Source organism: Cobetia sp. 5-25-4-2 (assembly GCF_013374075.1).
GTDB lineage: Bacteria > Pseudomonadota > Gammaproteobacteria > Pseudomonadales > Halomonadaceae > Cobetia > Cobetia marina.
The window spans coordinates 1,032,844-1,059,295 of the sequence record NZ_BLWK01000001.1; the positions used below are offsets into that span (position 1 = coordinate 1,032,844).

Consider the following 26,452-nt stretch of genomic DNA (forward strand, 5'->3'; position numbering starts at 1 on the left):
CCCGTTATCGACCATTGTTCGGCCACGACGAGGGCGACTGACTGGTGTCAGTGCCGGCGTTTCAGTGTCTGTTGTTGCCTCGCGGTGCCGGTCACCGGGTGTCGGCCACCGAGTGTCGGTCACCGAGTGCCGGCTACCGAGTGCTGGAGGAGTCCAGGCTGACAGGTGCCTGATATCAAGACGCCCCCGCCATGGAGCATGGCGGGGGCGTCTTGATGTTGCGTACGTGCTGCGTAGGTGCTGCGTAGGCGATGGCGCTCAGTTGGCGCTGTAGAGCGTCAGCATCTGGCCCGGACGCAGATAATCGGCGGAAGAGAGCTTGTTCCAACGCGCGATCTGGCGGGTGGTGACATTGTGACGCGCCGCAATCACCGACAGCGAATCGCCACGCTTGACGCGCACCTTCTTGAGGCCGTTGGCTTCTGCGAGTTGCGCCGCTGCCACGCCGCGAGTGGCGTCAGGCACCAACAGAGGCTGACCGACCCGGATGGTGTTGCCGCTCAGGCGATTCTTCTGCTTGAGCTCTGCCAGTGTCAGTCCACTGCGACGGGCGATGACCGACAGGCTGTCGCCACGCTGGACACGGTACTCCGCCCAGCTTTCGCGGGTCTCTTGCGGCAGGGTCTCAAGCTTGCTGAGGAAGGTGTCACGTGCCGTGGCCGGAATCACCAGCGAGCTGTCTCCCGGGCTTGTCGCCCACCGCTTGTACGCGGGATTCAGGGTGCGCAGCTCGCTTTCGCTGATGCCAGCCAGTCTGGCGGCAACGGAAAGGTCAAGCTGGCCCCGGGTATCGACAGCGGCGATTTCCGGGGTGTCCGGAATCGCCGGCAGATTCAGGCCGTACTCTTCGGGTTCACGGATCACCGCAGCCAGCGCCAGCAGCTTGGGCACGTACTCCATGGTCTCGCTGGGCAGCTTGATGTTCCAGTAATCCTCATCCCCTGAGCCGGCACGTCGGCGCGCGCGGTTCACGGTGCCGGCGCCGGCGTTGTAGGCGGCCAGCGCAAGTTCCCAGTCTCCGTCGTACCAGCGCTCGCCCTGGGACTGCAGATAATCCAGTGCGGCATCGGTGGCCATCAGGACGTCCTTGCGGCCGTCGTACCAGCGGTTGCGGGTCAGGCCCATGGCATCGCCGGTCTGGGGCATGAACTGCCACATGCCGGTGGCGCCGCCGGGGTGGGCGGCATCCGGATCATAGGCACTCTCGATGAAAGGCAGCAGGGCAAGTTCGGCCGGAAGGCCGCGCGCCTCGGTGCGACGCGTCACGTAACGCAGCCAGGGGCGAGCCTGTTCGGCGATACGCTCCACGTGCTCCGGGTGCTCTTCATACCAGTCGATCCATTTGCGTACTCGAGGGCGTCCGGTGTCCTGCTGCAGCTGATAGCCGGCACGCAGGCGCTCCCACACATCATCGTAGCGCGCGGGCACCGCATCGATGGCTTGCATGAAATTCAGAGGAGCGCTCTGATGCACGCTGGTGGGTGTCAGGTCGTCGAGCGCCCGGGAGCTTGCGTTGGCAGGGGTCGCCATCAGCGGCAGGCACAGGCCGGCTCCGAGGGAGGCGAGGCGAATCAGGTAACGCAGACGTTCAGCAGTCAGTGGCAGGCGGGCCGGCGTGTCGGCGGCAGATGTCTTGATGACAGAGGTGTCGTCGGTACGGAGGTCTTGCTGATGCATTGACGGAGTACTCTTTGGCGAGCCTGCGTCGGATGGGCACGACACGGGCTCAGCATGCCGGACATTCCGGCGCAAACTGTGACTGCGGGGGCTGATCGGGATCACGAGAACCCGACCCGCTGTCACGCGAGACGCCTGCCCATCTTCAGGTCGTGGGCAGGTGCGCGGTCAACGGGTCTAGAAGCTGTCCTTCCACTGGCGCAGTGCCGTGAAGGCTGCCAGTGACGTGAGGGGCTGGTCCTCTGAGGCAGTGAGACGTCCTTGCTGGAGCAAGCGTTGTTGCAAGGTGGGGTCATCACTGCGCAGGAAGGGGTTGATCTGTCTTTCACGCGCGATGCGACTCGGGAGGGTCGGGCGGCCGGTCTCGCGGGCGCGCTCACACTCGGCGATCACCTGATCGCGTTGCGTGTTGTCAGGCTCCGCCGCGCGGGAAAATGCCAGGTTGGCCAGGGTGTACTCGTGAGCCGGGAAGACGAGGGTGTCTTCCGGGAGTGATGCCAGGCGCGTGAGTGACTGGTGCATCTGCTCTGGTGTGCCTTCGAACAGACGGCCACAGCCCGCGCTGAAGAGGGTGTCCCCGCAGAACAGCAACCCCGGCATGCCGGCACTCACGAACGCGATGTGGTCCAGTGTGTGGCCAGGCACTTCCAGGACATCGAACAAGCGTCCCTGCACGCGCACGCTGTCACCATCGGCGACACGCACATCGATCCCCTCGATGGCCGGGTTGTGCGGGCCGACCACGCGAGGGCGGTAGCGCTTGATCAGCTCGGGGAGGCCGCCGGTGTGATCCTGATGGTGGTGAGTGATCAGAATCGTGTCCAGAGTCAGGCCGCGGGTTTCCAGGACCTCGATCACCGGCGTGGCATCACCCGGATCGACGACGGCAACCGTGTCGCTGTCGTCGCTCTGGATCAGCCAGATATAGTTGTCCTGAAAGGCCGCTATGGGCGTAACGCTCATCATGGTGGTCAGGTACTCTTGTCGTGTCGGTATCCCATTGCGTGACGGGGGAGGCTGCCGGTGACGTGACCGAATGAAAGAACTTGGCAGTTCCGTCCCGCTGGCGATTGGCGCAAGCCTTCGCCAGGCATATGGTGGATACGATGTCTTCAAGTGATGTCGAGGCCATTGCTCACGGAGGTTTTGGCGTGGCATCGACGATGCGATTTCTCATCGGACAGCCCGGGGCGTTCATCGCCGCTCTTTTCCGGGGTGTCTGGCGTTGGCAGCGCGCAAGCGGCTGGCGTATCGCCATGCAAAGGCGTAAAGCCTGCCGAGCAAGCGGGTAAGTGTCAAACCTCTTGTGGTGTGAGAATGTAGAAGTGTGTGACATCTTGCTTGCGCGTGGGGCGCTCCCCCATGAAAGAGACGGGAGATGCAGGGATGTGGAAAAGTCGCTCACGCGGGGCGGATTCCGCTGCGCAACTCACCCCGGAAGCGCGTCGCCGACAGCACGCGCGGCTGCTGGGCGCCCACGTGCGAGCGATGCGCGCCTTTCTTGAAGGGGCGGACGGCAAGGACATTCTCATCGCCGAGCGCGAGATGTTGACGCCACTGTTCGAGCGTTGCTTCGGCTTCCACAGTCTGTGTCTGGGGCCGGGAGACAATGACCTGCTCTCCTTGTCTCCCATCCGGCATGCCATCCATTGGGCGCCGGAGCCCGCCCTGGCCCAGTCGCCATCGACCCTCATCTGCCCGCTCACTCAGCTGGCCCTGCCAGATGAAAGCATGGACATGGTGATGATCCATCATCTGCTGGAGGTCGCACCGGAGCCCCATCGCCTCTTGCGCGAAGCGGCGCGTGTCCTGCGCTCCAGCGGTTGCCTGATCATCGTCGCCTGGCAGCCGATGTCCGGGGAGGGGCTGCTGCGCCTCGACCCCCGGCGGCGACACATCACTCCCTGGGAAGGCAGCTGGCGAACCCCGGCGGCGCTCAGGGACTGGTTGGCCTTCGTGGACTTCGAGATCGAGCGTATCGACTACGCGGGGTTTCACCTGCCTGGCTTGCGCCTGCGCCATGGTTGGCTCGAGCGGATGGGACGCCGTTACAACCTGCCTCTGGGCAGCCTGATGCTGATACGGGCCCGTCGCAATGTCGGGTACGTGCAGCCTCTGAATGCCAAGCGCTCACGCGTGGCGATTCCCGGTGTCGCCATCGGGCAGGTGACCCGCCTGCATTCACGCGACAATCATGACTCCCGTTCGTCGGGTGACTCGGGCAAGGTGTGACCCGTGCAGGGCATGCCGACACGCCGTCCGTGTCGCCAGGTGGGCTGACATGGACTGTAAGGACACACAGGTCGCTTTGCCGCTATCCGGCATGAGCGGTTAGAATGTTGCCCTGGCAGCAAGCCTGCGTCGAAGTGACGTCGCGTCGTGTCATTGCCTGTGTCCTGTCCTTTCTCCAAGAGTGTTCCCCTGTGAGTCACAGTATCTCCTCGTCCGATCTCGCCAATGATGCCTCTTCAACCGCCCCCAGCCCTCGGGTGATCATCCACACCGATGGTGCCTGCCGGGGAAATCCCGGCCCGGGAGGGTGGGGAGCCATTCTCGTCAGTGGCAAGCATCGCAAGGAACTCAAGGGCAGCGAACAGGACACCACCAACAATCGCATGGAGCTGATGGCCGCCATCGAGGCCCTGAAGGCGTTGACCCGGCGCTGTGACGTGGTGCTGTGGACGGACTCCGAATACGTCAAGAATGGCATCACCAAGTGGGTCCATGGCTGGGTCAAGCGCGGCTGGAAGACGGCTGCCAAGCAACCGGTCAAGAATGAGGCGCTGTGGAAGGCGTTGCTGGAACAGAGTCAGCGTCATGATATCGAGTGGCGCTGGGTCAAGGGCCACAGTGGCGACGAAGGCAATGAACGTGCCGATAGCCTTGCCAATGAAGCGATCGATGAGATGCAGTCACGCCGTTGAGCATGCGGCCACTGGCCCGGCAGCTCAGAGTCAGGTGCCACCGAGTCACAAACCTCAGCGTCAGAAGCACCAGCGTCGGATACATCAGGACCAGTGTCTTCAGAGCCAAGTTCACCCGGACCCGTTCACCAGGTCCCGTTCACCAAGAGGTCTGAGATGCGTCAGATTATTCTCGATACCGAAACGACCGGTATCGACCCGAAGGAAGGCCACCGTCTGATCGAGATCGGTGCGGTGGAGATGATCAATCGCCGTTTGACGGGGCGCACTTATCACCAGTACATCAATCCGGAACGATTGATCGATGAAGAGGCGATCGGCGTCCACGGCATCACCGATGAACGGGTCGCCAATGAGCCGGTCTTCGCGGACGTGGCGGATGCCTTCTGGGAGTTCATCAAGGGCGCCCAGCTCGTCATTCACAACGCGCCCTTTGACGTCGGCTTCATTGATCATGAATTCGGCCTGATCAATCCACGGCGTAGCCAGCCGCTGGGGCCGGTGGCGGAACACTGCGCGATCCTCGATACCCTGAAGCTCGCCCGTGAGAAGCACCCCGGTCAGCGCAACAACCTGGATGCGCTGTGCAAGCGCTACGATATCGACAATGGGCACCGCGTGCTGCACGGTGCCTTGCTGGATGCGGAGATCCTCGGCGACGTCTATCTGGCGATGACCGGCGGGCAGACGGCGCTCGGGCTGGACGACATAGACGATGGCGATGAGGGAGAAGGCGGCATTGTCGGGGTACGTCGCCTTCGGGCGGACCGCCCGCGTCTGGTCACGCCCGGGCTCTCGGCGCTGGAGCTTGAGCGCCATGCTGCCTGGTGCGAGGAGATTCGTGCCAAGACAGAATGTGCCTTCGACAAGGTGGCGATCGACGCGCTGGGCAGCCTTGACGGCAGAGGCAACCCGGGAGGCGCTGTCTGATGCTGATACGTGATCTGTCACGAGTGAACCAGCGTCAGGGGTACCTGATTCGCATCGGGCGCGACGGGGTCGCCCCGGCGCCCGATGGCGGCATCATTCAACCGCCATGCGACTGGCCATCCGGCGCGATTGCACTGGGAGAGTGGCAGGGGGCGCCGATCGCCGTGCTTGGCGAGAATGGGTCTTCCGAGTGGCCAGGCGCTCGGCAATGGTTGCATTCACTGCCCAGAGAGCAGTTCCCGCTGCTCTCAAGTGCCCTGCAGGTGCTCAAGTGGGCGCGGGACCATCGTTTCTGTGGACGTTGTGGCAAGCGAATGAAACGTCTGGAACATGAGTTCGCGATGCACTGTACCGGTTGTCAGCATCGCAGCTATCCGCGAATCTCACCCTGCATCATCACGCTGATCACGCGTGGGCGTGAGTTGCTGCTGGCACGCAGTCCGCGTTTCGGGCCCGGCATGTACTCGACCCTGGCCGGCTTCATCGAAGCCGGGGAAAGCGCCGAGGAAGCGGTGAGGCGCGAGGTCCTGGAAGAAGTGGGTGTCGAGGTCGGGCGCGTGAGTTACTTCCAGAGCCAATCCTGGCCATTTCCTCACTCCTTCATGTTGGGATACTACGCCGAATATGCGGGCGGGGAGATCGCCATTGATGGCCATGAGATAGAGGATGCCCAGTGGTTCACACCTGAATCCTTGCCTGGCTTGCCGCCGAAGTTCTCGATCTCGCATGCCTTGATCGACAACTTCCTGCGCTCGGTGGCCAGCGGCCGCTGACGCCTGGCACTCCGGGCTGTCAATGAAAACGCCCCTGCCAATGGCAGGGGCGTTTTCATTGGCGGTATCGCTCATCGAGCGATACCGATCAGCAGAGGTCACATCCGCTGTTCTGCCGTCACTTGTTCGGGAAGAGAGAGGTCAGCTTGGTGGCCAGCATGATGTTGCCGGTCGCTTTCAGGCGGCCCGTCATGAAGGCCTGCATGCCGTCGACTTCGCCCTTCATCACGCCCTTGAGGGTATCGCTGTCAGTGGACAGCGTGACGGACGGATCGTCGTGCTCCCCTTCGCCCACGTCCAGGGTGCCATCCTTGACGACCATGTAGTAGTCATCACTGTCGGTGATGTTGAACTGGAAGACGTCGTTCATGCCCTTGGCGGCGTCCGGGTTGAAGCGACTTTTCAGCATCTCGATGACGGCGTTGGCGTCTGCCATGGCAATATTCCTTTTCAATGGTGAAGGCTGGGAAAGTGGATATGGGGTTCAGCACTTTCAAGGCTGTGCATCAGACTATTTCAAACGATCGTTCCAATCAAGCGCCGAAGATGATCTCCTCCGTTGCAGTGGCCCTTGCGCTGACCGGATCAACCGGCGTTGTGCCACCCTGCCTCGCAGCGCCGTGCTCGCCTTGCAGAGAGGGTCATTTGCCCCCATGTAGCAGGAATCTCACAGCTGGCCTGGTGGCCGCTAAAGTCGTTGTCCGTCAGACAGATCCGTGCAGGTCGCGGTGTCCGACGACACCCATGTCGTTCAGGAGCAAGTGCATGCAATGGTTATCGGAATATGGCCTCTTTCTCGCCGAGGCAGTCACGGTGGTGGTGGCCATTGGGGCGATCATCCTCATGATCGTGCGTGCCCGTCACGGGGATAGTGGTGAGCGCGAGGCTCGCCTCAAGATTCGTCCCTGGCATGAGCGCATGCAGCACCTCCAGCGGGAATTGGGACAGGCCGGGTTGGAAGATGCCGAGCGCACCGCCAATGCCAAGGCACGCGCCAAGAAGGAAAAGCAGGAGGCCAAGTCTCTCAAGAAGGCGCTCAAGGCCAAGGCGAAGCGCAAGCCTTCCGATGACGTTCAGGAACAGGACTCCACTGCCGGGCGTCGGGTGTTCGTGCTCGACTTCGTCGGCGATATCAAGGCGACGGGAGTGGAAAGCCTCGCCGAGCAGGTCACCGCGCTGGAAGGCGTGCTGACCGACAAGGATGAAGTGGTACTGCGACTGGAATCTGGTGGTGGCCTGGTGCACGCCTACGGTCTGGCCGCCGCACAGCTGGATCGTCTGCGTGCGGCAGGCGCGCGTCTGACGATTACCGTCGACAAGGTGGCCGCGAGTGGCGGGTACATGATGGCGTGTGCCGCTGATCATGTCGTGGCGGCGCCGTTTGCCGTGATAGGGTCCATCGGCGTCGTGGCACAGGTGCCCAATGTGCACCGTCTTCTCAAGAAGCACGATGTCGATGTGGAGATCCTGACGGCTGGGCGTTACAAGCGAACGCTGACGATGCTGGGGGAGAATACGGAAGAAGGGCGTGAAAAGTTCCTGTCTGACCTGGCCCGCACCCATGACCTGTTCAAGCAGCACGTCGGTAGCCGTCGTCCGCAACTGGATGTGGAGGCCGTGTCACAAGGGGACATCTGGTATGGCAGCGAGGCGATCGCGATCGGTCTGATCGATGAGGTAGGCACAAGTCAGGCGCTGCTGGCCGGCTATCTCAAGCAGGATCTCAAGATATTCGAAGTCAGTCTTGAAAAGCCGCGTCGCATGATGGATCGATTCGGGAAGGGGGTGACGCTGAGTCTGGATCGTGTGCTTGACCGCGTGCTGGAGCGCAATGTCGAGTCACGCTGGCAGCAGCACTGAGACCTTCGCGAATCGAGACCTGCGGAAAACAGGATCTGCGCGAATCGTGATCTGCAGGCGCCAGGCCCTGCACGAATGCAAGTCTGCGGGCAATGGCGGCCATTCCCTGGCCATCCGTCAATCGAGGAGTGAGGAAGGTGCGAGAGACCCGGTGATGTTGCGGGTCTGGCTCAGCCTGGTCATGGCACCACGTCACGACAGGGCGTGACCGGATGACCCGATGGCTTCCCTCAAGGGCGTCAGTCTTCGACTGGCGCCCTTTTTCAGCGATAGAGTTGTTGAAGCGTGCGGATCACGCCTGCAGCGTTGGGGCCCAGCAGTGAGTAGTAGATGGTCTGTGACGCCCGGCGAGTCCGCACCATGCCTTCGCGACGCAGAATGGCCAGATGCTGCGACAGGGCTGACTGGGAAAGTTCGAGACGTGAATTCAGTTCACTGACCGACATTTCGCTTTCACTGAGCAGGCAGAGAATTCGCAAGCGATTTTCGTTGCCCATCGCCTTCAACAGGGCAGTGGCTTCCTCGATCACGCGATCACCTGCCTGGTGTAACGTGATGACATCATCTTGCGCAGGCATGGCGGGTTTCCTCGCGGTTGAGACCTTGGCATTCATTGGTGAGCTCCGGTGCTGTCTGGGGGATTCCATCATCAGATTGGCCGTCCTTGTGGTGTCAGGCATGAAGTATCCTTGTTTTAGTGAATCATCAATAACTCCACGTGCTACGTCCAAGGCAATATTAAACGATAAATCATCGAGGGTGGTCTGATCAGGGGTGGACTTTTCCTTTTCCTGACGCTGGTCGACATACGGTCGTTCGTTTCACTGCGTGTCGATGACGTCATACGACGAACTGACCAGAGTTGGATGCCTCATCTGACATTCACACGGTCGGGTTTTGGCCTAAGGTTCTGATAGTGCGCATGCGCGTCACCTGCCATCAGCGTGGTGGGACACTTGGGGTCGCCAGCTGCCGGCATCTTCCAGGCGCAGTCCCCGAGTCGAAGGCGCGTAAGGCGTGATACTGCTTGCTGATGGCAACGCCATGCCATGAACCCCGTGCCAGCATCGTCAACGAGGTAAGCCATGCCTGAGACCGCCAAGCGATCCGCACGCGAGCACTACGAATCACTTGTCTCGCGTGCCAATCAAGCGCCAGAGGACTTCTGGGCTGAGCAGGCCAGGCGCATCGTCTGGTTCCGTGATCCAGCGACCATCCTGGCCTGGGATGCCCAGGAGCACGCCCGTTGGTTCATTGATGGCGAGATGAATATCTGTCATGCCGCGCTGGACCATCACGTGGCCAATGGCCGCGGGGATCAGGTGGCGCTCTACTGGGACTCTCCCGTCACTGACAGCAAGTGCCAGTACACCTATCGAGAGCTTCGCGACGAAGTGGCCAGGCTGGCGGGTGCCCTGCGTGACAAGGGGGTCGAGAAGGGTGATCGCGTGATCATCTACATGCCGATGGTGGCGGAGGCCGCGATGGCGATGCTGGCCTGCGCACGCCTGGGGGCGGTGCATTCCGTGGTCTTCGGAGGATTCTCCCCCAAGGAGCTGGCCGTACGGATCGATGATGCGACGCCCAAGGTCATCCTGGCGGCCTCCTGTGGCATCGAGGTCGACCGTGTCATTCCCTACAAGCCGTGGCTGGATGAGGCGATCGAACTTGCGACGCATACGCCAGAGGCCTGCCTGATCCTGCAGCGTGAGCAGCAACGAGCCACCCTGGGGCCGCGAGACCACGATTGGCAGGAATGTCTGGCGCATGCCCAGGCCACGGAAGCGGTCAGCATGCTGGGAAGCGAGCCGCTCTATATCCTCTATACCTCAGGCACCACCGGGACGCCCAAGGGTGTGGTGCGCGATCACGCCGGCTACGCCGTGGCACTGCATTACTCCATGGAAATTCTCTACGGGACCCGCCCGGGGGACACCTTCATGGCAGCCTCCGATATCGGCTGGGTCGTGGGGCATTCCTATATCGTCTATGGCCCGTTGCTGATGGGAGCCTCGACGGTCATGTATGAAGGCAAGCCGGTCAGGACGCCGGATGCCGGAGCCTTCTGGCGCTTGATCGAGGAGTATCGGATCAACTGCTTCTTCACGGCACCGACCGCCTTCAGAGCCATCAAGAAGGAAGACCCCGACGCCAGCCTGATGGCCGGGCGTGACCTGTCCAGTCTGCGCAGCCTGTTCCTGGCGGGGGAGCGACTCGATCCTCCCACCTATCACTGGTTGAATGACCTGCTGCCAGTGCCGATCGTGGATCACTGGTGGCAGACGGAAACCGGCTGGCCGGTCGCGGGAAATCTGCTCGGTCTCGACATGATCACTCGGCAGGCGAGTGGTCCCCGAGCGCCGGTCGAGGCACGCGCGGGCAGTGCGACCTGGCCATTGCCCGGTTTCAATGTGCAGGTGCTCGATGGTCTGGGGGATGAGGTCGAACCCGGAGTGCAGGGCAATGTGGTCATTCAGCAGCCGCTGCCGCCCGGGTGTCTCACGGGGCTCTATCACAATCCCGCGCGTTTCCACGCCGCCTACCTGGCGGCGTACCCCGGCTACTATCTGACGGGAGACGGCGGCTATCTTGACGAGGACGGCTACCTCTTCGTGATGGGGCGCATCGATGACGTCATCAATGTGGCAGGGCATCGCCTGTCCACCGGGGAAATGGAACAGGTCCTCGGCTCACACGAGGCAGTGGCGGAATGTGCGGTGATCGGCATCGAGGATTCGCTCAAGGGCGAGATGCCGCTGGGACTGGTGATCATCAAGGATGCCTGGCGCGGTGACGAATCTGCTCTTCGTCAGGCGCTGGCGCAGCGTGTGCGCGATGAGATAGGGGCGATCGCCTCGCTCAAGGACGTACTGATCGTCGAGCGGCTGCCCAAGACACGCTCCGGCAAGATTCTGCGCAAGATGATCCGTCAGATCGCCGCGGGAGAGCAGTACCAGATTCCCTCGACCATCGATGACCCGGCGAGTCTGGAGGATGTGCTTGAGGCATTGAGCGAGGCAGGCGTCGGTCTGGCCGGGCAGGCGCGCAGTGCTTGAGTGACGTGAGCATTGCGGGTGAGTGAACGCTTGGGCGTAGATCGCGCCTGCCGCAAACACAAGGCCCCCGTCATGAACCATGACGGGGGCCTTGTGTTCTTGCGTGGAGCGATCAGTCCATCAGGTGCGTGCGACCACGGGGTTGGCGCGTTCCCGACGGGCAAGCCAGGCGATGCTGACGACCAGCAGCCCTGCCAGACTCAGCCAGCCGAACAGCGTGCTGTCGGTCAGGCCCATCACCAGGTACGCCAGCAACGAGATGCAGGCGCCCAGCAGCGCGTAGGGCAACTGGGTCATGACGTGATCGATGTGATGGCAGCTCGCGCCCGTCGAGGACAGGATGGTGGTGTCGGAAATCGGTGAGCAGTGGTCACCGAAAACCGAGCCCGCCAGTACGGCACCCATCATCGGCAGCATCATCGCGATCTCGGTGGCTGCCGCCATGTCTCCGGCGATCGGCAGCATGATGCCAAAGGTGCCCCAGCTGGTGCCGGTGGCGAAGGCCATCAGGCCGGACAGCACGAACAGCAACATCGGAAGCCAGGTGGGGGAGACCACGCCATCCACCAGCGTCGCCAGGTATTCGCCCGTGCCGAGTGAGCCGATGATGCCGGTCAGCATCCAGGCGAACACCAGGATATAGACGGCCGGCAGCATCGAGCGCGCGCCCTGGACGATGGCACCGATGCTGCGGCCAGTGCCCATGCGGTGACGCAGCAGCATCATCACGGCGGCGAGCAGGCCGATGGCACCGCCGATGATCAGCGATCCTGCGACATCAGTCAGCTCGAAGGCACGCACCAGGCCGAATGCCTCGCCCTTGGCGGCCAGCGCACTGGCGCCGGTCTGCACGATCATGAAGAAGGTGGCGATCACCAGCACGATGATCGGAATCAGCAGATCCACGGGGCGGCCACGTTCCGACTCTTCGACATGGGTGTTGCCGGGAGGATTGCCACGGCTGGCGTCAAACAGCTCGCCATCACGCGCGGCGATGGCATGTCGGCGCATGGCACCGAAGTTGATGTCGAACCAGGCCGAGGCGATCACCAGCACCAGCGCCGCAATCGCGTAATAGTTGAGCGCGGAAAGCTCCAGGAAGGCACCGAAGGGGCTGACATCGGTGATGTGGTGCGTGGCCAGGATTCCAGCGATCAAGCTGATGATGTAGGCGCCCCAGCTGGAGATGGGGGTCAGCACGCATACCGGTGCGGCGGTGGAGTCGATCAGATAGGCCAGACGAGCCCGCGACAGGCCCTGGCGATCCGTCAGGGGGCGGCAGATGTTGCCGACCGCCAGGCTGTTGAAGTAGTCATCGATGAAGATGAAGACTCCCAACAGGACGGTCATCAGCTGCGAGCCGCGACGGGTAGTGACCCGTTCACGCGCCCAGTTGCCGAAGGCGCGCGTGCCGCCGGCCAGAGTGATGACACCGACCATCGCCCCGAGAGCGAGCAGAAACAGCAGGATATAGACATTCCAGCTGTTGAGCGTGACATCGGCCAGTTGACCGCTGTCCGGCAGCTCGACGAAGACCGCGACCAGCTGGCGCCAGAGATAATCCAGCGTGGTGAGCGGTGAGAAATCATTCAGCAGCAGAGCGCCAGAGACAATACCCAGCCCAAGGGAGAGCATGACGCGACGTGTCAGTATTGCGAGACCGATGGCTATGATCGGGGCGAGCAGCGAAAGCGGGGACGCCGCGTAGCTGGTCAGTTCCATGTATCACCTGTTTTCAAAGGCAGGCGCCGGGACAATGCGCGCTGCCGGGTGCCGTAATGGCTGTTAGGGTGCGTGGGCGTCAGGGAAGAGCACCGTCCTGATGTGGCGCATCCGACCGGCCGCAGTCGTGGTGTCGCAACTGGGGGAGGGCGTCGCTGATGCGCCGAACACGTCCTGCAGCATCAGGCTGACCGATGCCTGCAGGTGGGAAGGGGGCGCATTATGCCCGAGAGGATCAGACAGCGAAACATTGCCTTGTGCATCTAAAGTCTAGGATGCAGTGAAAAAGACCGACATTTCGCCGGTTCCCCACTAGAATCCCGCTGTGAAACGCCAATGTTCAGTATGCTCTTCTTGCTAATCCGTGTCGGATATGAAGAATGGCGCTCACCAAAGCATGTCGAGCAACCCTTTCGTAGTGGTTGCTCGCTGCCAGCGGCAGGAAGGCCATGGCTTTTCACGCCGCCTGGCAGCGTCGACAAGATCAAAAACCCGCCAAAGCGAGACCGACATGTCGGAAACAACGTCCATCATTCCAGCGCCGATTCTGGCGTTGATCGATGCAGGCAATGGCCTGCTGTGGGGCAGCGTATTGATCTACCTGCTCATCGGAGCGGGTCTTTTCTTCACGGTCATGACCAAGGGCATCCAGTTCCGCTACTTCGGGCACATGTGGAAACTGCTGGCCACCTCACGTCAGGGTAGCGAAGGCGGGATCTCCTCCTTCCAGGCGCTGGCCACCTCCCTGGCGGCACGTGTCGGTACCGGTAACCTGGCCGGTGTCGCCGTGGCGATTTCCCTGGGTGGCCCGGGTGCCATCTTCTGGATGTGGATGACGGCACTGGTCGGCATGTCCACCAGTTTCATCGAGTCCACCCTGGCCCAGGCCTACAAGGTGTCACACGATGACAATACCTTCCGTGGTGGCCCGGCCTACTACATCGAGAAGGGCCTGGGACAGCGCTGGATGGCGATCCTGTTCTCCGTGTGTCTGATCATCGCCTTCGGTCTGGCCTTCAACTCCGTGCAGTCCAACTCCATCGCGCTGGCCATGGAGCAGGCCTTCAGCGTGCCGCCGTGGATCATGGGCGTGATTCTGGTCGTGGTGATGGTGCCGATCATCTTCGGTGGCATGAAGCGCATCACGCGGACCGCCGAGCTGATCGTGCCGATCATGGCGCTGCTCTATCTGCTGCTGGCCATCTTCGTCGTGGCGATCAACATCACCGAGCTTCCGGCGGCACTGGGCACCATCTTCCGCAGCGCCTTCGGTCTTGAGCAGGCAGCAGGTGGTGCACTGGGCTACACCATCGCGCAGGCGATGATGAACGGCATCAAGCGCGGTCTGTTCTCCAATGAAGCCGGCATGGGCTCTGCGCCGAATGCCGCGGCGATGGCGACCACCCGGCACCCGGCTTCCCAGGGCTTCGTCCAGATGCTGGGCGTCTTCATCGATACTCTGGTCATCTGCACCGCAACCGCTGCCATCATCATCATGAGTGGCACGCTGGGCAACGATGGCGGCAATGATGGTATCCAGATCACCCAGGCGGCGTTGACCTCGCAGGTCGGCAGCTGGGGGGGTGGCTTCGTGGCGATCGCCATTCTGCTGTTCGCCTTCACCTCGCTGGTGGCGAACTACTCCTATGGCGAGTCCAACATCGAGTACATCTCGGGCAAGAAGAACGCCAAGCCGGTCATCATGCTCTATCGCTTTGCGGTGCTGGGCATGGTGATGCTGGGCGCAGTCGCCAGTCTCAAGAACATCTGGAACTTCGCTGATCTGTCGATGGGGGCGATGGCGCTGATCAACCTGATCGCCATCCTGCTGCTGTCGCCGCTGGCCTTCCGGATCTTCAAGGACTACGACCGTCAGCACAAGGCCGGTCAGGAGCCGACCTTCGACCCCGAGAAGTTCCCGGAGCTCAAGGGCAAGGTCGACCCCGCCATCTGGAAGAAATGAGCGTCACCCATGAAAGCCCGCGGTGCGGAATGAGGCGTCCCCCTCTCCCTGACCGCCCGGTCAGAATCTCCGTGAGTTGACATGCCAATGGCCGCGCATCGTGATACGATGCGCGGCCATTCTGGTTCTCGACGGCGAGATATCGCGCGAGATACCGTCAATCGTCAGCTGTTATGCCGTCTGTCAGGGTTCCCTCACCCCTGCTGTTGGCCTGGAACCAAAAAGGACCTCAGATGCTCCTCCTCACCGCGAGTCAATCGCGTCGTGCGCTCGTCGCACTGTCCCTGTTTCATATCCTGATCATCACGGCCAGCAACTACCTGGTGCAGTTGCCGATGACATTGTTCGGCTTCCATACCACCTGGGGTGCCTTCAGCTTCCCGTTCATCTTCCTGGCCACTGACCTGACCGTCCGGCTGTTCGGCAAGGTACATGCTCGTCGCATCATCGCGCTGGTCATGCTGCCGGCATTGCTGGTCAGCTACATGATCTCGGTGATCTTCCATGGCGGCAGCCTTGCCGGGATCGAGGCGTTGGGCGAGTTCAATCTGGTCGTGGCACGCATTGCGCTGGCGAGCTTCATCGCCTATGTGATCGGCCAGCTGCTGGATATTCAGGTCTTTGATCGTCTGCGTCGCAATGCTCACTGGTGGGTCGCGCCCATGGCATCGACGCTCTTCGGCAATCTCGCCGATACCTTCGCCTTCTTTTCGGTGGCATTTCGCAATGGCCCGGACGTCTTCATGGCGGCGCATTGGGTCGAGATCGCCTGGGTGGACTACGCCATCAAGTTGATCATTTCGCTGCTGCTCTTCCTCCCGATGTACGGTCTGTTGCTTGGCTGGTTGACGCGTCAACTGCTGGCGAGAGGCTTCATCGCCGGGCGTGAAGGCGCCTGATCAGTCCGACATCTCCCTGTACTCGAATTGCCGCCACGATGTGGTAGCCTTGAGAAAAACAGGGAGTTGATCTGCAATGAAAATCGCGGCGGTGTACAGCATCAAGGGCGGTGTCGGCAAGACGGCTTCTGCCATCAACCTCGCGTATGTCGCTGCCAACAGTGGTCTCAGAGTGCTGTTGTGGGATCTGGACCCTCAAGCCGCAGCGACTTTCTATGTGCGGACCAAGCCCAAGCTCAAGGGCGGCGTCGAGAAGCTGATCAGCGGCAAGCAGGACCTGTCACGCGTGATCCGGGCGACCGACTATCGCAATCTGGATGTCCTGCCGGCCGAGTTCTCCTATCGCAATCTCGATCACATTCTCGAGGAAGAGAAGCGCTCTCGCCTGCGCAAGGTATTGAAGCCGGTGCGTGACGATTACGACCTCGTCATCCTGGATTGCCCCCCGAGTATCTCGACTCTCTCCGAGCAGGTCTTCGCGGCCGCTGATACGTTGCTGGTCCCGATGATTCCGACGGTGTTGTCACTGCGCACGCTGGAGCAGCTCAATGCCTATCTGGCCGAGATCGATCTCGATGTGCCTGTCTGGCCATTCTTCACGCTGGTCGATCGTCGCAAGACCTTGCACAAGGATGTGATGGAGTCCCTCAAGCAGGACCATCCGCTGCAGCTCAGTGGGCATATTCCTTACTCCAGCATCGTCGAGCGCATGGGAATCGAGCGCAAGCCGGTGCCGGTCTTCTCACGCAACAGTGCTCCGGCGGCAAGCTACCGAGAGTTGTGGAAGGAAGTCGGCCAGCGTCTCGGGCTGCTCAAGGAGCCGGCAGCTGGTGAGGGGAAGGCAGACGCAGACGCGAGCACGCCTGAGACGAGCACGACCGCTGGCACGTCCACTGCCAATCAGTCCGCTCAGCCCTCGGACAAGCCGGAGGTCAGCACCGACTCCAAGGCCAGGACAGCCAAGTCGTCCACCGCGAAATCGTCTGGCAAGCCTTCTGACAAGTCTTCCGGCAAGCCCTCCGGGAAGTCGGGAGCCAAGCGCAGCAAGAAGGGCGGCAACCTCGGCGATTGATGCCCAGCGTCTCGCTGAGGGATGCCCACAATGCAAGAAGCCCCGCACTGGCGGGGCTTCTTGCATTGTGGGGGAGGGTGACTCAAAGCCCGGGCAGGCCGGAACTGGCATCGGCATCTTCCAGCAGGCGCTTGAGCGGTGCATGCAGGGCCGGTGAGGCTACCACGATATTCTCGCCATACAGCTCCTCGGGGATGCCGTCCGGGCAACGATAGAGGTGACCGGTACGTGCGCCGGCTTCGCGGGCAATCAGCAGGCCCGCCGCAAAGTCCCAGGGAGAGACGCTCTCATAGTAGGCATCCAGGCGGCCGCAGGCGACATCGCAAAGATCCAGCGCGGCACTGCCGTTGCGCCGGACATCCTGACACACCAGCAACATGGCGGAGAGACGTTTGAGCAGGGGAGGACGGCTGTCCCGGTTATAGGGAAAGCCGGTCGCGACCAGTGCGCGGCTCATGTCTTCGGTCTCGCTGACCGTGATGCTCTCGCCATTCATCCAGGCTCCCTTGCCGCGAATGGCGGTGAAGGTCTCGCCGAGGAAGGGCGCGTGAACCACTCCCATCTGGATCTTGCCACGCTCGCACCAGGCGATGGAGACGGCCACATGGCGCAGCCCGTGAGCAAAGTTGACGGTGCCGTCGATGGGGTCGATCACCCACAGGCCTCCCTTGGTGCCGATGACGTCGCGCTCAGGCGATAGTTCCTCGGTCAGGCGTGCATCTTCAGGGAATTCGTCCTCGAGCGCCTCGGCAAGGAAGGTGTCGATCGCCACATCGATGTCCGTGACCAGCTCATCGCCTTTCTTGTAGTGGTGCGCGAACCCTTGCTCCTCGCGCGCTTGCACCATGCGTTCTCCCGCGTCTCTGGCCAATTGCGTTGCACGTTCCAGGCGTTGTTCCAGCGTCATGTGGCTCTCCAGCAGCGATGATCAGGTCAGATGAGTTGACGCTCATCCCTCCGGTGACCTCCTGTATAACAGACTCATGTGGTGAGTTCAGCCTCGAGGGAGGGAGCGGGCGCACGAAAGGTGTGCTCAAGCATCCGATTCAGGCGTTGCATGCCCCTTCATGGTGCTTTCCCTGCAAGGCGTGCACTGCCAGCGGGAGGTGGCGAGGATCGCTTCAACGGTTATCCCGTTATCTTGATGGGACGTTTTCTCGTCACGCTTCCTGAGGCATCCCGCTTGAGGCCCTGACGAAGACCCGGCCAGCCCCGGCCAGTAGCGGAGAGCCTGTCCCCTGGCCGGCATGACGTGTCTGACCGGGGCTTCGTCAGGACAGGCCGGTGGGATCTGGGGATTCAACATCCGTTTCATTTTTTGATTTCTGGCGCACTTGTTGCAGTAGTCTGGTCATGGCGTTCGGCAAGCCGCCGAACCTTCCCGCATTCAATGCCCTGAAGCACAAGGAGCGAACGTGACACCGATCCCTGACCAGATTCATCCCCCGCAGCGCCTCCTGATGGGCCCGGGCCCGATCAACGCGGACCCACGTGTGTTGCGTGCGCTGTCAGCGCCATTGATCGGCCAGTACGACCCCGCGATGACGCATTACATGAACGAGACGATGCAGCTCTATCGCGGCGTCTTCGAGACCCGGAACGCGGCGACCCTGTTGATCGATGGCACATCACGGGCCGGGATCGAGGCGGTGCTGGTCTCGTTGATCCAGCCGGGGGAGCGTGTACTGGTGCCGATCTTCGGCCGTTTCGGTCATCTGCTGCGCGAGATTGCCGAGCGCTGCGGTGCCCAGGTGCACACGCTGGAATGTGAGTGGGGCGAGGTCTTTCGTCCCGAGCAGATCGAAGCCGCCATTCGCGAGGTGCAGCCAACGCTTCTCGCGCTGGTACAGGGCGATACCTCGACCACCATGTGCCAACCGCTCGAGGAGATCGGTGCCATCTGTCGCCGCGAAGGCGTGCTGTTCTACAGCGATGCCACGGCCTCGCTGGCGGGCAATCCGCTCAAGACGGACGAGTGGGGACTGGATGCCGTCACCGCAGGCCTGCAGAAATGTCTCGCCGGTCCGTCTGGCAGTTCGCCGCTGACGCTGTCGCCGCGTGCGGTGGAGGTGGTGCATGCACGTCGGCACGTCGAGGCCGGGATCAGCAGTGGGGGCGATCGACTGGCGGAGCCGGGCGCGCGTATTCGCTCCAACTATTTCGATCTTTCCATGGTGCTCGATTACTGGGGAGAGCTGCGCCTCAATCACCACACGGAGGCCACTAGCATGCTGTATGGCGCGCGCGAGTGTGCGCGACTGCTGGTCAACGAGGGCATGGACAACGCCATCGCGCGACATGCGTTGCACGGTCAGGCGATGGTCGAGGGACTCAAGGGGCTGGGGCTTGCGCTGTTCGGTGACCAGGCGCATCGCATGAACAACGTCAGCGCGGTGAGGATTCCGGATGGCCTGGATGGCGAGGGGTTGCGTCGCAGCATGCTGGAGGATTTCGGCATCGAGATAGGCACCAGCTTCGGGCCGCTGCACGGCAAGGTCTGGCGCCTCGGCGTGATGGGCTACAACGCGCGTCGCGACACGGTACTCACCACGCTGGCGGCGCTGGAGCAGACTCTGCGACGCGGTGGCGTCCAGTGTGTCGCCGGCGGTGGTGTCGGCGCGGCGCTGGACTTTTATCAAGAGCATCAGGACCAGCCGGCGGGAGAGCGGCCATGACCATTGATGTGTCCCGAGCGCGCACGACAGCGGGCATCGCCCCGCTGGAAACCGCGGCGGACGTGCTGGCAGCCTGCGATGCCCTGGCGGCGATTTCACGCAGTGACAGCGGGATCGATCGCCGTTATCTGACGCCTGAGCATGCGGCGGCCAATGCCACCACGGCGGCCTGGCTCAAGGCGGCAGGACTTCACAGCTGGCAGGACGGGGCGGGCAATCAGTGGGGGCGATGGTGCCCGAAAACGCTCTCCAGCGAGAGCGAGGCGCCGCGGCTGGTGATCGGCTCCCATCTGGACAGCGTACCGGACGCCGGTCGTTATGACGGGATTCTGGGCGTGCTTCTGGGCGTCGCGGCGCTGACCCACTTCCAGCAGCGTGCTGAACGGGAGGGTGCCGGCTTGCCGTTTGCGCTCGAGGTGGTCGGCTTTGGCGATGAGGAAGGCACGCGCTTCGGCGCGACCCTGCTCGGCAGCCATGCCATCGCGGGCAGCTGGCAACCGGGATGGGAGCTTCTGGAAGATGAGGAGGGTATCAGCCTGGGGGAGGCGCTGACCGCCTTCGGGCTCTCGGGGCAATCGGCGGCCAGTGCCAGCCTGCAAGCGACTCCGCCGCTGGGCTATCTGGAAGTGCACATCGAGCAGGGGCCGGTGCTGGAAGCCGAGAATCTGGCACTGGGTACCGTGACGGGTATCGCTGGCGCGCGTCGTTTTGCCGTCAACTTCGCCGGTCAGGCCGGCCATGCCGGCACCACACCGATGGCACTGCGTCAGGATGCGCTATGTGCCGCGGCAGAGTGGACACTGGCCGTCGAGACTCTGGCGCGAGAGGTCCAGACAGGCAAGCGCGCTGACATGCCGGATCACTCACTGGTGGCCACCGTGGGCTGTTGCGAGTTGCGTCCCGGTGCGGTGAATGTCATTCCCGGCGCCGCGGCGTTGAGTCTGGATATCCGTGCCCTGGACGATGCACAACGTGACCGGGCGCTGGAGGAGCTGCTGCAACAGGCCCATCAGATCGCCGAGCGTCGCGGCGTCACCTTCCGTTGCGAGCAGACCCACGCCGCGAATGCCGTCGCCTGTGATGAAGGGTTGATGCAGGCAGTGGATCTCGGTATCGCCGCTACCGGACAGGCGCCTTTCCGGCTGCCCAGCGGTGCCGGCCATGACGCCATGGCGGTGAGTCACCTGTGCCCGGTGGGCATGCTGTTCCTGCGCTGTGAGCGGGGGATCAGTCACCACCCTGCGGAGGCGGTGACGGAGGCGGATGTCGCCAGAGCACTGGCGGCCTTGATTGCCAGCATCGAGGCAGTGGCCGCCAGATATTCGTGTTGATCATCGGCGGCCAGAAGGCGGCTGCCTAGCTCGCGTCCAGCAGGCCCGGCAGTCGCACTGCGGCAATGGCATCGATCTGATTCAGGGCTTCCTGAAATTCCGTCTCGGTGGATTGCGGAAGGCGTCGTTCCAGTTCGGCGAGGATGCTTGAGGCGCTATGGCCCTTCACGCAGATGATGAAGGGGATTCCGTGACGGGCCTGATAGTCGGCGTTGGCCTTGAGGAAGCGTTCGCGGGTGGCGTCATCGAGCTGGTCCAGCCCCGCGCCACGCTGTTCGCCTTGAGAGGCGGGCGTCAGACTCTCAAGCTTGCCGGCCGCCAATTCCGGGTGGGCGTCGATCAACTGGCGGCGCTCGGTCTCGCTTGCTCGGCGTACCGCCTCGGCACAGGCGCTCAGCAGGGCTTCGGTACTGGCAAAGGGGCGCTCTGCAGCGGCGCGTTCCACTACCCAGTCGGAGTGCTCATAGAGGCCGCTCAAGCGACGAGCAAGCGCTTCTGGTGGCAGGGCGTTGAGGGTGTCCAGCATTGCCAGATATTCCATCGGGGTTTCGATTGGCATGTGCCTTGCTCCAGAGAAGAAAAGAGAAAAAGACGTGAAGAATCCATTGCTTGCAAGGCACATGCCGCCGCCAGACAAGCCGGGACTCGCCCTCGAGGCAGTGCGCCTGCCGGGGAGACGTGTCCCCTGCACCTTGACCGTCAGGTCAGATTAGGCGAGTGCACTCCTGCGGTGCAATGCCACCAAAGCCCTGAGCCGTGACATGCCGAGCGCCATGCATCATTGATCGGATCAGCGGCTGCATCACGGACAACGCGTCAATGTCACACGCTACCCATCACAAGGAAATGACCGTGCCCAGACTTACCACGCATGTGCTCAACCAGGCTGAAGGCATCGCCGCCAGTGGCGTCACCATTCTCCTGGAGCGCCAGGATGCGCAGGGCAACTTCCAGCAGATTGCCCGAAGCATCACCAATCAGGATGGCCGTGTCGAGGCGCCATTGCTGGAGAACGCGCCATCGAGTGACGACGATCACTCCGGCGTCTACCGCCTGACGTTCCAGATAGGGGACTACTTTGCCGGGCGTCCGGTGGGCAAGGGCATGCTCGGGCGGGTGCCGGTCGAGTTCACGCTGGAGGCCAACGGCCACTATCACATTCCGCTGCTGGTCACTCCGTGGGCCTACAGCGTCTACCGCGGCAGCTAAGGAGCCGGCATGAGCGCATATCTCCTCGATTGGGCAATGCTGCTGACACGTTGGCTGCATGTCATGGCGGGTATCGCCTGGATTGGCGCCTCGTTCTTCTTCATCTGGCTCGACAATCGCCGCGAGCCTGCCCGTCATGCCCTGGATGGTCGTCCGGGGGGCGAGCTCTGGGCAGTGCACGGCGGTGGCCTCTACCATCTGTTTCGCCATGACGGCGTCAGTGAGACGCTGCCCAGCGAGATCCACTGGTTCAAGTGGGAGGCCTACGTCACCTGGCTGTCCGGGATGGGGCTGTTCACGCTGATCTACCTGCTGCAGCCGCAGGCCTATCTGATTGATCCGCGCGTGTTCGAGATGAGCGGCAGCATGGCCGTCGGTAGCGCACTGGGACTGCTCCTCGCAGGCTGGCTGGGCTACGAGGCGCTGTGTCGCAGCCCCCTCAAGCGCAGCGCTGCGGCGCTGTTCGTCGCGGTCGGTGTCTGGCTGACGCTGGCGGCCTGGTTCGCGACGGAGCTGTTCTCCGGGCGCGCCGCCTTCCTGCTGATGGGCGCGCTGATGGGCAGCATCATGGCGGGCAATGTCTTCAACGTGATCATCCCGGGTCAGAAGGCGCTGCTTGCCGCCGCGCAGCGTGGCGAGACCCCGGACCCGATCCACGGGCAGCGCGCCAAGCAGCGCTCGGTGCATAACACCTTCATCACGCTGCCGGCGGTCCTGATGATGATCAGCAACCATTACCCGCTGCTGTACGCCAATGACTATCGTCTCGGCGTCATCCTGCTGCTGCTGGTGACGGGGGGGCTGATTCGCATCGCCACGGTGGATCACCACAAGGGTGTCAAGCGACGTTGGGTGCCGGTGGGAGCCGTAGCGGCGCTGATCGGCGTGATCGTGCTGTGTGCACCACGCGCTCAGCCCGTTCCGGCAATGGCCGGAAGCGCCGCGTCTTCACCGTCCGTGGCGGCCAGCAACACCGCTGACAATGCGGTGATGGGAGAGAATGAGGCTCTGCGCGAGAAGGTCCGCCATATCGTCGAGCAACGCTGCGCCGGCTGTCACAGTGATTCGCCGACGTTGATCGGGCTTACCGCGCCGGCCGCAGGGGTCGCCTTCAATGGCTGGGAGGACATCCAGCGTCAGGCACTGCGCATCCACCAGCGCACGGTGGTCGACAAGAGCATGCCGCTGGCCAACATGACCCAGATGACCGATGCCGAGCGTCAGATGCTGGACGACTGGTGGCAGGCGACACAGTAGTCAACCATCCCCTTTCCATCATTGCTATGCTGTCGCCCTCGATAAGCCCTCGCCGATATCTTACTGGCGGGGGCTTTGCCGTTTCAGCCTGGATGACGCGCCGCGAAGCGCGCCAGATCATGTGGCTGGCAGGGTTCACCCACGAAGATTTCCACGTAGTCAGCGACGCGCCCGATGCGCTCCGCGACGCTTTCCCGGGTGCGCATCGAAAGGTAGCCGATCTGGGTCAGGTAGATGGTGCGCGCTCGGACATCGGCCTGGGATTCAGACTGGCCATGACGCATCAGCATCGCGGTCAGTGCCTGAATGCGTGTCTGATCCGCCTGGTCGACGACGGCGGCAACGTCCTCGTTCTGCAAGCCCCAGTTGCGGATCGCCAGCTCGAAGCGAGAGTCGAACAGTGACTCATCCAGCCAGCAATCGAAGACATTGAGCATGGCCTCCACCACCGTGGCGGCGTATTGCTCGCAGCGCCCGATCAGCCTGGCGGTATTGTGGGCATCCCAACGGGCGAGCAAGGCGGCGAGCAGGGCATCGCGGTCCTTGAAGCTCCAGTAGAAACTGGTGCGAGACAGTCCCAATGTCTTGGCCAGCGTCAGAACGCGTACCGAGTCCACTCCTCCGAGCAACAGCTGCTGATAGGCGGCCTCCAGCCAATCCTCGGCCTTGCCACGTCCTTCCGTTCTGGCGCTCGCATTCTCGGGTCGTGTGGCGGTGGTCTCTGACATGGGCGGGCTCCTGAAGGGGCTGACAGGCGGGGGATGCAGTCGTCGGCTCGAAGATCCAAGCGTGACACCAGCACGGGGGGAGTGGCGTGGCTCGAGCATGCTGTCTGCGACAGCGATGATTCTGTCTGCGCCAGCGGGACAAGAATGCCATTTCCAGCGACGCACGATCTGGATTCTAGGGCTATAGTCAGCTCATGTACACATGTGTACACGATCAAGGCATCTCTGTTTGTGATGTCTTATGACCTGACGTTCAGGAGGCCGCATGGCTCAGGATCCGCTGCTCACACCGTTCACGCTCAAGCACCTCACCCTCAAGAATCGCTTGATGATGACCTCCCACGAGCCCGCCTATCCCGAAGATGGCATGCCCAAGGCACGTTATCGCGCCTATCACGAGGAGCGTGCGCGCGCCGGTATCGCCTTGACCATGACAGCAGGCTCCGCCTCGGTCGCCCGGGATAGTCCGCCGGTATTCAACAATATTCTCGCCTGGCGTGATGAGGTGGTGCCCTGGCTGAGCGAGCTGACCGATGCCTGCCATGAGCACGGCACCGCAGTGATGATCCAGCTCACCCACCTGGGGCGTCGAACGCGCTGGGACAAGGCCGACTGGCTACCTGCCGTGTCGGCGTCGCATCGTCGCGAGGCGGCTCATCGCGCCTTTCCCAAGCGGGTCGAGGACTGGGACATCAGGCGCCTGATCCAGGACTATGCGGACGCCGCAGAACGCATGAAAGCGGCGGGTCTTGATGGTATCGAGCTGCAGGCCTACGGGCATCTGATGGATCAGTTCTGGTCACCACTAACCAACACCCTGGAGGGGCCCTACGGCGGCAGTCTCGAGAATCGACTGCGCTTCACCATGGAAGTGTTGAGCGCGATTCGTGCCCGGGTGGGCAACGAGTTCATCGTCGGGGTGCGCTACACCGGGGATGAATGCCTGAGTGGCGGTCTGGATGCCAGTGATGGCCTTGCGGTCTCGCGCCTGCTGCGCGATAGCGGACAGGTCGATTTTCTCAATGTGGTACGCGGCCATATCGATACTGATGCAGGCCTCACCGATGTCATCCCGATTCAGGGCATGGCCAGTGCGCCGCATCTCGACTTTGCCGGACAGATTCGTGAGGCGATGGATTTCCCGACCTTCCATGGTGCCAAGATTCAGGACATCGCCACCGCGCGCCATGCCATCGCCACCGGCAAGGTCGACATGGTCGGCATGACGCGTGCCCACATGGCGGACCCGCATATCGTGCGCAAGCTGTTGGCCGGCAAGGAAGAGGATATTCGCCCCTGTGTCGGGGCCAACTATTGTCTCGATCGCATCTATCAGGGTGGCTCCGCCTACTGCATCCACAACGCCGCCACCGGGCGTGAGCTGGAGCAACCCCATGACATCGCACCGGCCGAGGTCGCCAGGAAGGTGGTGATCATCGGGGCGGGGCCGGCAGGGCTTGAGGCGGCACGTGTCGCCGGTGAGCGCGGCCATCAGGTGGTGGTGCTGGAAGCGGCGGACCAACCCGGTGGCCAGATCCGCCTGACCGCGCAGAGCGAGCGGCGTCGCGAGATGATCGGCATCATCGATTGGCGCATCAGTCGCTGCGAGGCGCTGGGCGTCGAGATTCGCTACAACGTCTTCGCCGAGGCCGATGACGTGCTGGCGGAGCAGCCGGATGTGGTCATCGTCGCCACGGGCGGCTACCCCGAGGAAGACATGCCGCAGGTTGGCAGTGAGCTGGTCGTCTCCAGCTGGGACATTCTCTCCGGCCATGTCACGCCTGGCCGCAACGTGCTGCTGTTTGATGACGCGGGAGATCACGCCGCACTTCAGGCCGCCGAGATGATCGCCAACACCGGTGCCAGGCTCGAGATGATGACGCCAGACCGCACCTTCGCGCCGGAAATCATGGCCATGAACCTGGTGCCTTACATGCGCAGCCTGCAACGTCTCGCCGTCACCTTCACGCCGACCTATCGCCTCGGCAGCGTCACGCGCAGTGAGGATGGCCAGCTGATCGCCCATATCGGCAGTGATTATCTGGATGACGCCGTGGCGCAGGGGAAGGGCACCGGTGCCTACGCGGATCAGCGCCTCGTCGATCAGGTAGTGGTCAACTACGGCGCCCGCCCGATGGAAGATCTCTACTTCGAGCTCAAGCCTCACTCACGCAATGGCGGGGCAGTGGACTACGACGCCCTGATCGACGGACTCGCCCAACCCGCAGACGGCCCGAGCCCGGAACACACCCAACGCACAGCAGATGGCAAGTTCCAGCTCTACCGCATCGGCGACGCCGTCGCGACCCGCAATACCCATGCGGCAATCTATGACGCGCTGAGGCTGATGAAGGTGGTGTGAGGGTGAGCAGAGAG

At 62.6% G+C, this 26,452-nt stretch carries 22 protein-coding genes; 14 read left to right on the top strand and 8 right to left on the bottom strand.

Annotated elements, in window-relative coordinates; genetic code table 11:
- Positions 1–258 precede the first annotated feature (258 nt).
- On the bottom strand, positions 259–1,677 hold the full coding sequence (locus tag HXS65_RS04455) for a LysM peptidoglycan-binding domain-containing protein (protein ID WP_176493234.1): 1,419 nt from the start codon (positions 1,675–1,677) through the stop codon (positions 259–261).
- A 177-nt stretch (positions 1,678–1,854) separates the two neighbouring features.
- Complete coding sequence (gene gloB / locus HXS65_RS04460) at positions 1,855–2,643, bottom strand: hydroxyacylglutathione hydrolase (protein WP_176493235.1); 789 nt, start codon at positions 2,641–2,643, stop codon at positions 1,855–1,857.
- Positions 2,644–3,063: 420 nt separating this feature from the next.
- Here gloB and HXS65_RS04465 point away from each other — a divergent pair, with 420 nt between their 5' ends.
- The 4 genes from HXS65_RS04465 (at position 3,064) to nudC (ending at position 6,304) form a co-directional block, all read left to right on the top strand.
- Positions 3,064–3,909, top strand: a complete 846-nt coding sequence (locus tag HXS65_RS04465) for a methyltransferase domain-containing protein (protein WP_176493236.1) — start codon at positions 3,064–3,066, stop codon at positions 3,907–3,909.
- A 191-nt stretch (positions 3,910–4,100) separates the two neighbouring features.
- Complete coding sequence (gene rnhA / locus HXS65_RS04470) at positions 4,101–4,601, top strand: ribonuclease HI (protein WP_255304416.1); 501 nt, start codon at positions 4,101–4,103, stop codon at positions 4,599–4,601.
- A gap of 156 nt (positions 4,602–4,757) precedes the next feature.
- The gene (gene dnaQ / locus HXS65_RS04475) at positions 4,758–5,531 is read left to right on the top strand and encodes a DNA polymerase III subunit epsilon (RefSeq protein WP_077376774.1); all 774 of its coding nucleotides are present in this window, start codon (positions 4,758–4,760) and stop codon (positions 5,529–5,531) included.
- Complete coding sequence (nudC, locus tag HXS65_RS04480) at positions 5,531–6,304, top strand: NAD(+) diphosphatase (RefSeq protein ID WP_077376771.1); 774 nt, start codon at positions 5,531–5,533, stop codon at positions 6,302–6,304. Before dnaQ ends, nudC begins: the two co-directional genes overlap by 1 nt.
- Positions 6,305–6,422: 118 nt before the next feature.
- On the opposite strand, the gene HXS65_RS04485 is transcribed toward nudC, so the two are convergent.
- Positions 6,423–6,740, bottom strand: coding sequence for an SCP2 sterol-binding domain-containing protein (locus HXS65_RS04485; RefSeq protein ID WP_077376768.1), 318 nt, complete (start codon positions 6,738–6,740; stop codon positions 6,423–6,425).
- A 329-nt stretch (positions 6,741–7,069) separates the two neighbouring features.
- Between HXS65_RS04485 and sohB the strand changes: the two genes are divergently transcribed.
- A complete protein-coding gene (gene sohB / locus HXS65_RS04490; protein WP_077376765.1) occupies positions 7,070–8,164 on the top strand; it encodes a protease SohB in 1,095 nt (364 codons plus the stop codon).
- Positions 8,165–8,427: 263 nt separating this feature from the next.
- Here sohB and HXS65_RS04495 read toward each other — a convergent pair whose 3' ends face one another.
- Positions 8,428–8,742, bottom strand: a complete 315-nt coding sequence (locus HXS65_RS04495; protein ID WP_077376763.1) for a helix-turn-helix transcriptional regulator — start codon at positions 8,740–8,742, stop codon at positions 8,428–8,430.
- Positions 8,743–9,249: 507 nt separating this feature from the next.
- Between HXS65_RS04495 and HXS65_RS04500 the strand changes: the two genes are divergently transcribed.
- Positions 9,250–11,220 (top strand): AMP-binding protein, encoded by a 1,971-nt coding sequence (locus HXS65_RS04500; protein WP_176493238.1) that lies wholly within the window; start codon positions 9,250–9,252, stop codon positions 11,218–11,220.
- A gap of 120 nt (positions 11,221–11,340) precedes the next feature.
- Here the strand turns inward: HXS65_RS04500 and HXS65_RS04505 are convergent, their stop codons facing one another.
- Complete coding sequence (locus tag HXS65_RS04505; RefSeq protein ID WP_084208769.1) at positions 11,341–12,942, bottom strand: Na+/H+ antiporter NhaC family protein; 1,602 nt, start codon at positions 12,940–12,942, stop codon at positions 11,341–11,343.
- Positions 12,943–13,453: 511 nt separating this feature from the next.
- On the opposite strand from HXS65_RS04505, the gene HXS65_RS04510 reads away from it, so the two are divergent.
- The 3 genes from HXS65_RS04510 to HXS65_RS04520 all read left to right on the top strand — a co-directional run bounded on the left by HXS65_RS04510 (position 13,454) and on the right by HXS65_RS04520 (position 16,876).
- On the top strand, positions 13,454–14,905 hold the full coding sequence (locus HXS65_RS04510) for a sodium:alanine symporter family protein (RefSeq protein ID WP_136937883.1): 1,452 nt from the start codon (positions 13,454–13,456) through the stop codon (positions 14,903–14,905).
- Between the two features lie 233 nt (positions 14,906–15,138).
- The gene (locus HXS65_RS04515) at positions 15,139–15,804 is read left to right on the top strand and encodes a 7-cyano-7-deazaguanine/7-aminomethyl-7-deazaguanine transporter (protein WP_077376751.1); all 666 of its coding nucleotides are present in this window, start codon (positions 15,139–15,141) and stop codon (positions 15,802–15,804) included.
- 76 nt (positions 15,805–15,880) lie between these two features.
- Positions 15,881–16,876 carry a ParA family protein gene (locus HXS65_RS04520; protein WP_176493239.1) on the top strand — a complete coding sequence of 332 codons (996 nt, stop codon included), beginning with the start codon at positions 15,881–15,883 and terminating at the stop codon, positions 16,874–16,876.
- 82 nt (positions 16,877–16,958) lie between these two features.
- Here the strand turns inward: HXS65_RS04520 and HXS65_RS04525 are convergent, their stop codons facing one another.
- Complete coding sequence (locus HXS65_RS04525; RefSeq protein ID WP_176493240.1) at positions 16,959–17,783, bottom strand: inositol monophosphatase family protein; 825 nt, start codon at positions 17,781–17,783, stop codon at positions 16,959–16,961.
- Between the two features lie 508 nt (positions 17,784–18,291).
- Here HXS65_RS04525 and HXS65_RS04530 point away from each other — a divergent pair.
- The gene (locus HXS65_RS04530; protein ID WP_255304417.1) at positions 18,292–19,551 is read left to right on the top strand and encodes an alanine--glyoxylate aminotransferase family protein; all 1,260 of its coding nucleotides are present in this window, start codon (positions 18,292–18,294) and stop codon (positions 19,549–19,551) included.
- On the top strand, positions 19,548–20,882 hold the full coding sequence (locus HXS65_RS04535) for an allantoate amidohydrolase (protein ID WP_084208766.1): 1,335 nt from the start codon (positions 19,548–19,550) through the stop codon (positions 20,880–20,882). The genes HXS65_RS04530 and HXS65_RS04535 overlap by 4 nt, the downstream gene beginning before the upstream one ends.
- 25 nt (positions 20,883–20,907) lie before the next feature.
- On the opposite strand, the gene uraD is transcribed toward HXS65_RS04535, so the two are convergent.
- Positions 20,908–21,441 (bottom strand): 2-oxo-4-hydroxy-4-carboxy-5-ureidoimidazoline decarboxylase, encoded by a 534-nt coding sequence (gene uraD, locus HXS65_RS04540; RefSeq protein WP_170877430.1) that lies wholly within the window; start codon positions 21,439–21,441, stop codon positions 20,908–20,910.
- Positions 21,442–21,734: 293 nt separating this feature from the next.
- Between uraD and uraH the strand changes: the two genes are divergently transcribed.
- Positions 21,735–22,091, top strand: a complete 357-nt coding sequence (uraH, locus tag HXS65_RS04545) for a hydroxyisourate hydrolase (protein ID WP_077377409.1) — start codon at positions 21,735–21,737, stop codon at positions 22,089–22,091.
- Between the two features lie 9 nt (positions 22,092–22,100).
- Positions 22,101–23,348, top strand: coding sequence for a urate hydroxylase PuuD (locus HXS65_RS04550; RefSeq protein WP_176493241.1), 1,248 nt, complete (start codon positions 22,101–22,103; stop codon positions 23,346–23,348).
- A gap of 83 nt (positions 23,349–23,431) precedes the next feature.
- Here HXS65_RS04550 and HXS65_RS04555 read toward each other — a convergent pair whose 3' ends face one another.
- Complete coding sequence (locus HXS65_RS04555) at positions 23,432–24,076, bottom strand: TetR/AcrR family transcriptional regulator (RefSeq protein ID WP_176493242.1); 645 nt, start codon at positions 24,074–24,076, stop codon at positions 23,432–23,434.
- A 265-nt stretch (positions 24,077–24,341) separates the two neighbouring features.
- Here HXS65_RS04555 and HXS65_RS04560 point away from each other — a divergent pair, with 265 nt between their 5' ends.
- Positions 24,342–26,438 (top strand): NADH:flavin oxidoreductase, encoded by a 2,097-nt coding sequence (locus HXS65_RS04560; RefSeq protein ID WP_176493243.1) that lies wholly within the window; start codon positions 24,342–24,344, stop codon positions 26,436–26,438.
- Positions 26,439–26,452 lie beyond the last annotated feature (14 nt).

What these genes read in the sequence shown, in the direction of transcription:
- HXS65_RS04455 (WP_176493234.1), bottom strand. Translation starts at nt 1,677, where the DNA reads ATGCATCAGCAAGACCTCCGTACCGACGACACCTCTGTCATCAAGACA.
- gloB (WP_176493235.1), bottom strand. Translation starts at nt 2,643, where the DNA reads ATGATGAGCGTTACGCCCATAGCGGCCTTTCAGGACAACTATATCTGG.
- HXS65_RS04465 (WP_176493236.1), top strand. Translation starts at nt 3,064, where the DNA reads ATGTGGAAAAGTCGCTCACGCGGGGCGGATTCCGCTGCGCAACTCACC.
- dnaQ (WP_077376774.1), top strand. Translation starts at nt 4,758, where the DNA reads ATGCGTCAGATTATTCTCGATACCGAAACGACCGGTATCGACCCGAAG.
- nudC (WP_077376771.1), top strand. Translation starts at nt 5,531, where the DNA reads ATGCTGATACGTGATCTGTCACGAGTGAACCAGCGTCAGGGGTACCTG.
- HXS65_RS04485 (WP_077376768.1), bottom strand. Translation starts at nt 6,740, where the DNA reads ATGGCAGACGCCAACGCCGTCATCGAGATGCTGAAAAGTCGCTTCAAC.
- sohB (WP_077376765.1), top strand. Translation starts at nt 7,070, where the DNA reads ATGCAATGGTTATCGGAATATGGCCTCTTTCTCGCCGAGGCAGTCACG.
- HXS65_RS04495 (WP_077376763.1), bottom strand. Translation starts at nt 8,742, where the DNA reads ATGCCTGCGCAAGATGATGTCATCACGTTACACCAGGCAGGTGATCGC.
- HXS65_RS04500 (WP_176493238.1), top strand. Translation starts at nt 9,250, where the DNA reads ATGCCTGAGACCGCCAAGCGATCCGCACGCGAGCACTACGAATCACTT.
- HXS65_RS04505 (WP_084208769.1), bottom strand. Translation starts at nt 12,942, where the DNA reads ATGGAACTGACCAGCTACGCGGCGTCCCCGCTTTCGCTGCTCGCCCCG.
- HXS65_RS04510 (WP_136937883.1), top strand. Translation starts at nt 13,454, where the DNA reads ATGTCGGAAACAACGTCCATCATTCCAGCGCCGATTCTGGCGTTGATC.
- HXS65_RS04515 (WP_077376751.1), top strand. Translation starts at nt 15,139, where the DNA reads ATGCTCCTCCTCACCGCGAGTCAATCGCGTCGTGCGCTCGTCGCACTG.
- HXS65_RS04520 (WP_176493239.1), top strand. Translation starts at nt 15,881, where the DNA reads ATGAAAATCGCGGCGGTGTACAGCATCAAGGGCGGTGTCGGCAAGACG.
- HXS65_RS04525 (WP_176493240.1), bottom strand. Translation starts at nt 17,783, where the DNA reads ATGACGCTGGAACAACGCCTGGAACGTGCAACGCAATTGGCCAGAGAC.
- HXS65_RS04535 (WP_084208766.1), top strand. Translation starts at nt 19,548, where the DNA reads ATGACCATTGATGTGTCCCGAGCGCGCACGACAGCGGGCATCGCCCCG.
- uraD (WP_170877430.1), bottom strand. Translation starts at nt 21,441, where the DNA reads ATGCCAATCGAAACCCCGATGGAATATCTGGCAATGCTGGACACCCTC.
- HXS65_RS04550 (WP_176493241.1), top strand. Translation starts at nt 22,101, where the DNA reads ATGAGCGCATATCTCCTCGATTGGGCAATGCTGCTGACACGTTGGCTG.
- HXS65_RS04555 (WP_176493242.1), bottom strand. Translation starts at nt 24,076, where the DNA reads ATGTCAGAGACCACCGCCACACGACCCGAGAATGCGAGCGCCAGAACG.
- HXS65_RS04560 (WP_176493243.1), top strand. Translation starts at nt 24,342, where the DNA reads ATGGCTCAGGATCCGCTGCTCACACCGTTCACGCTCAAGCACCTCACC.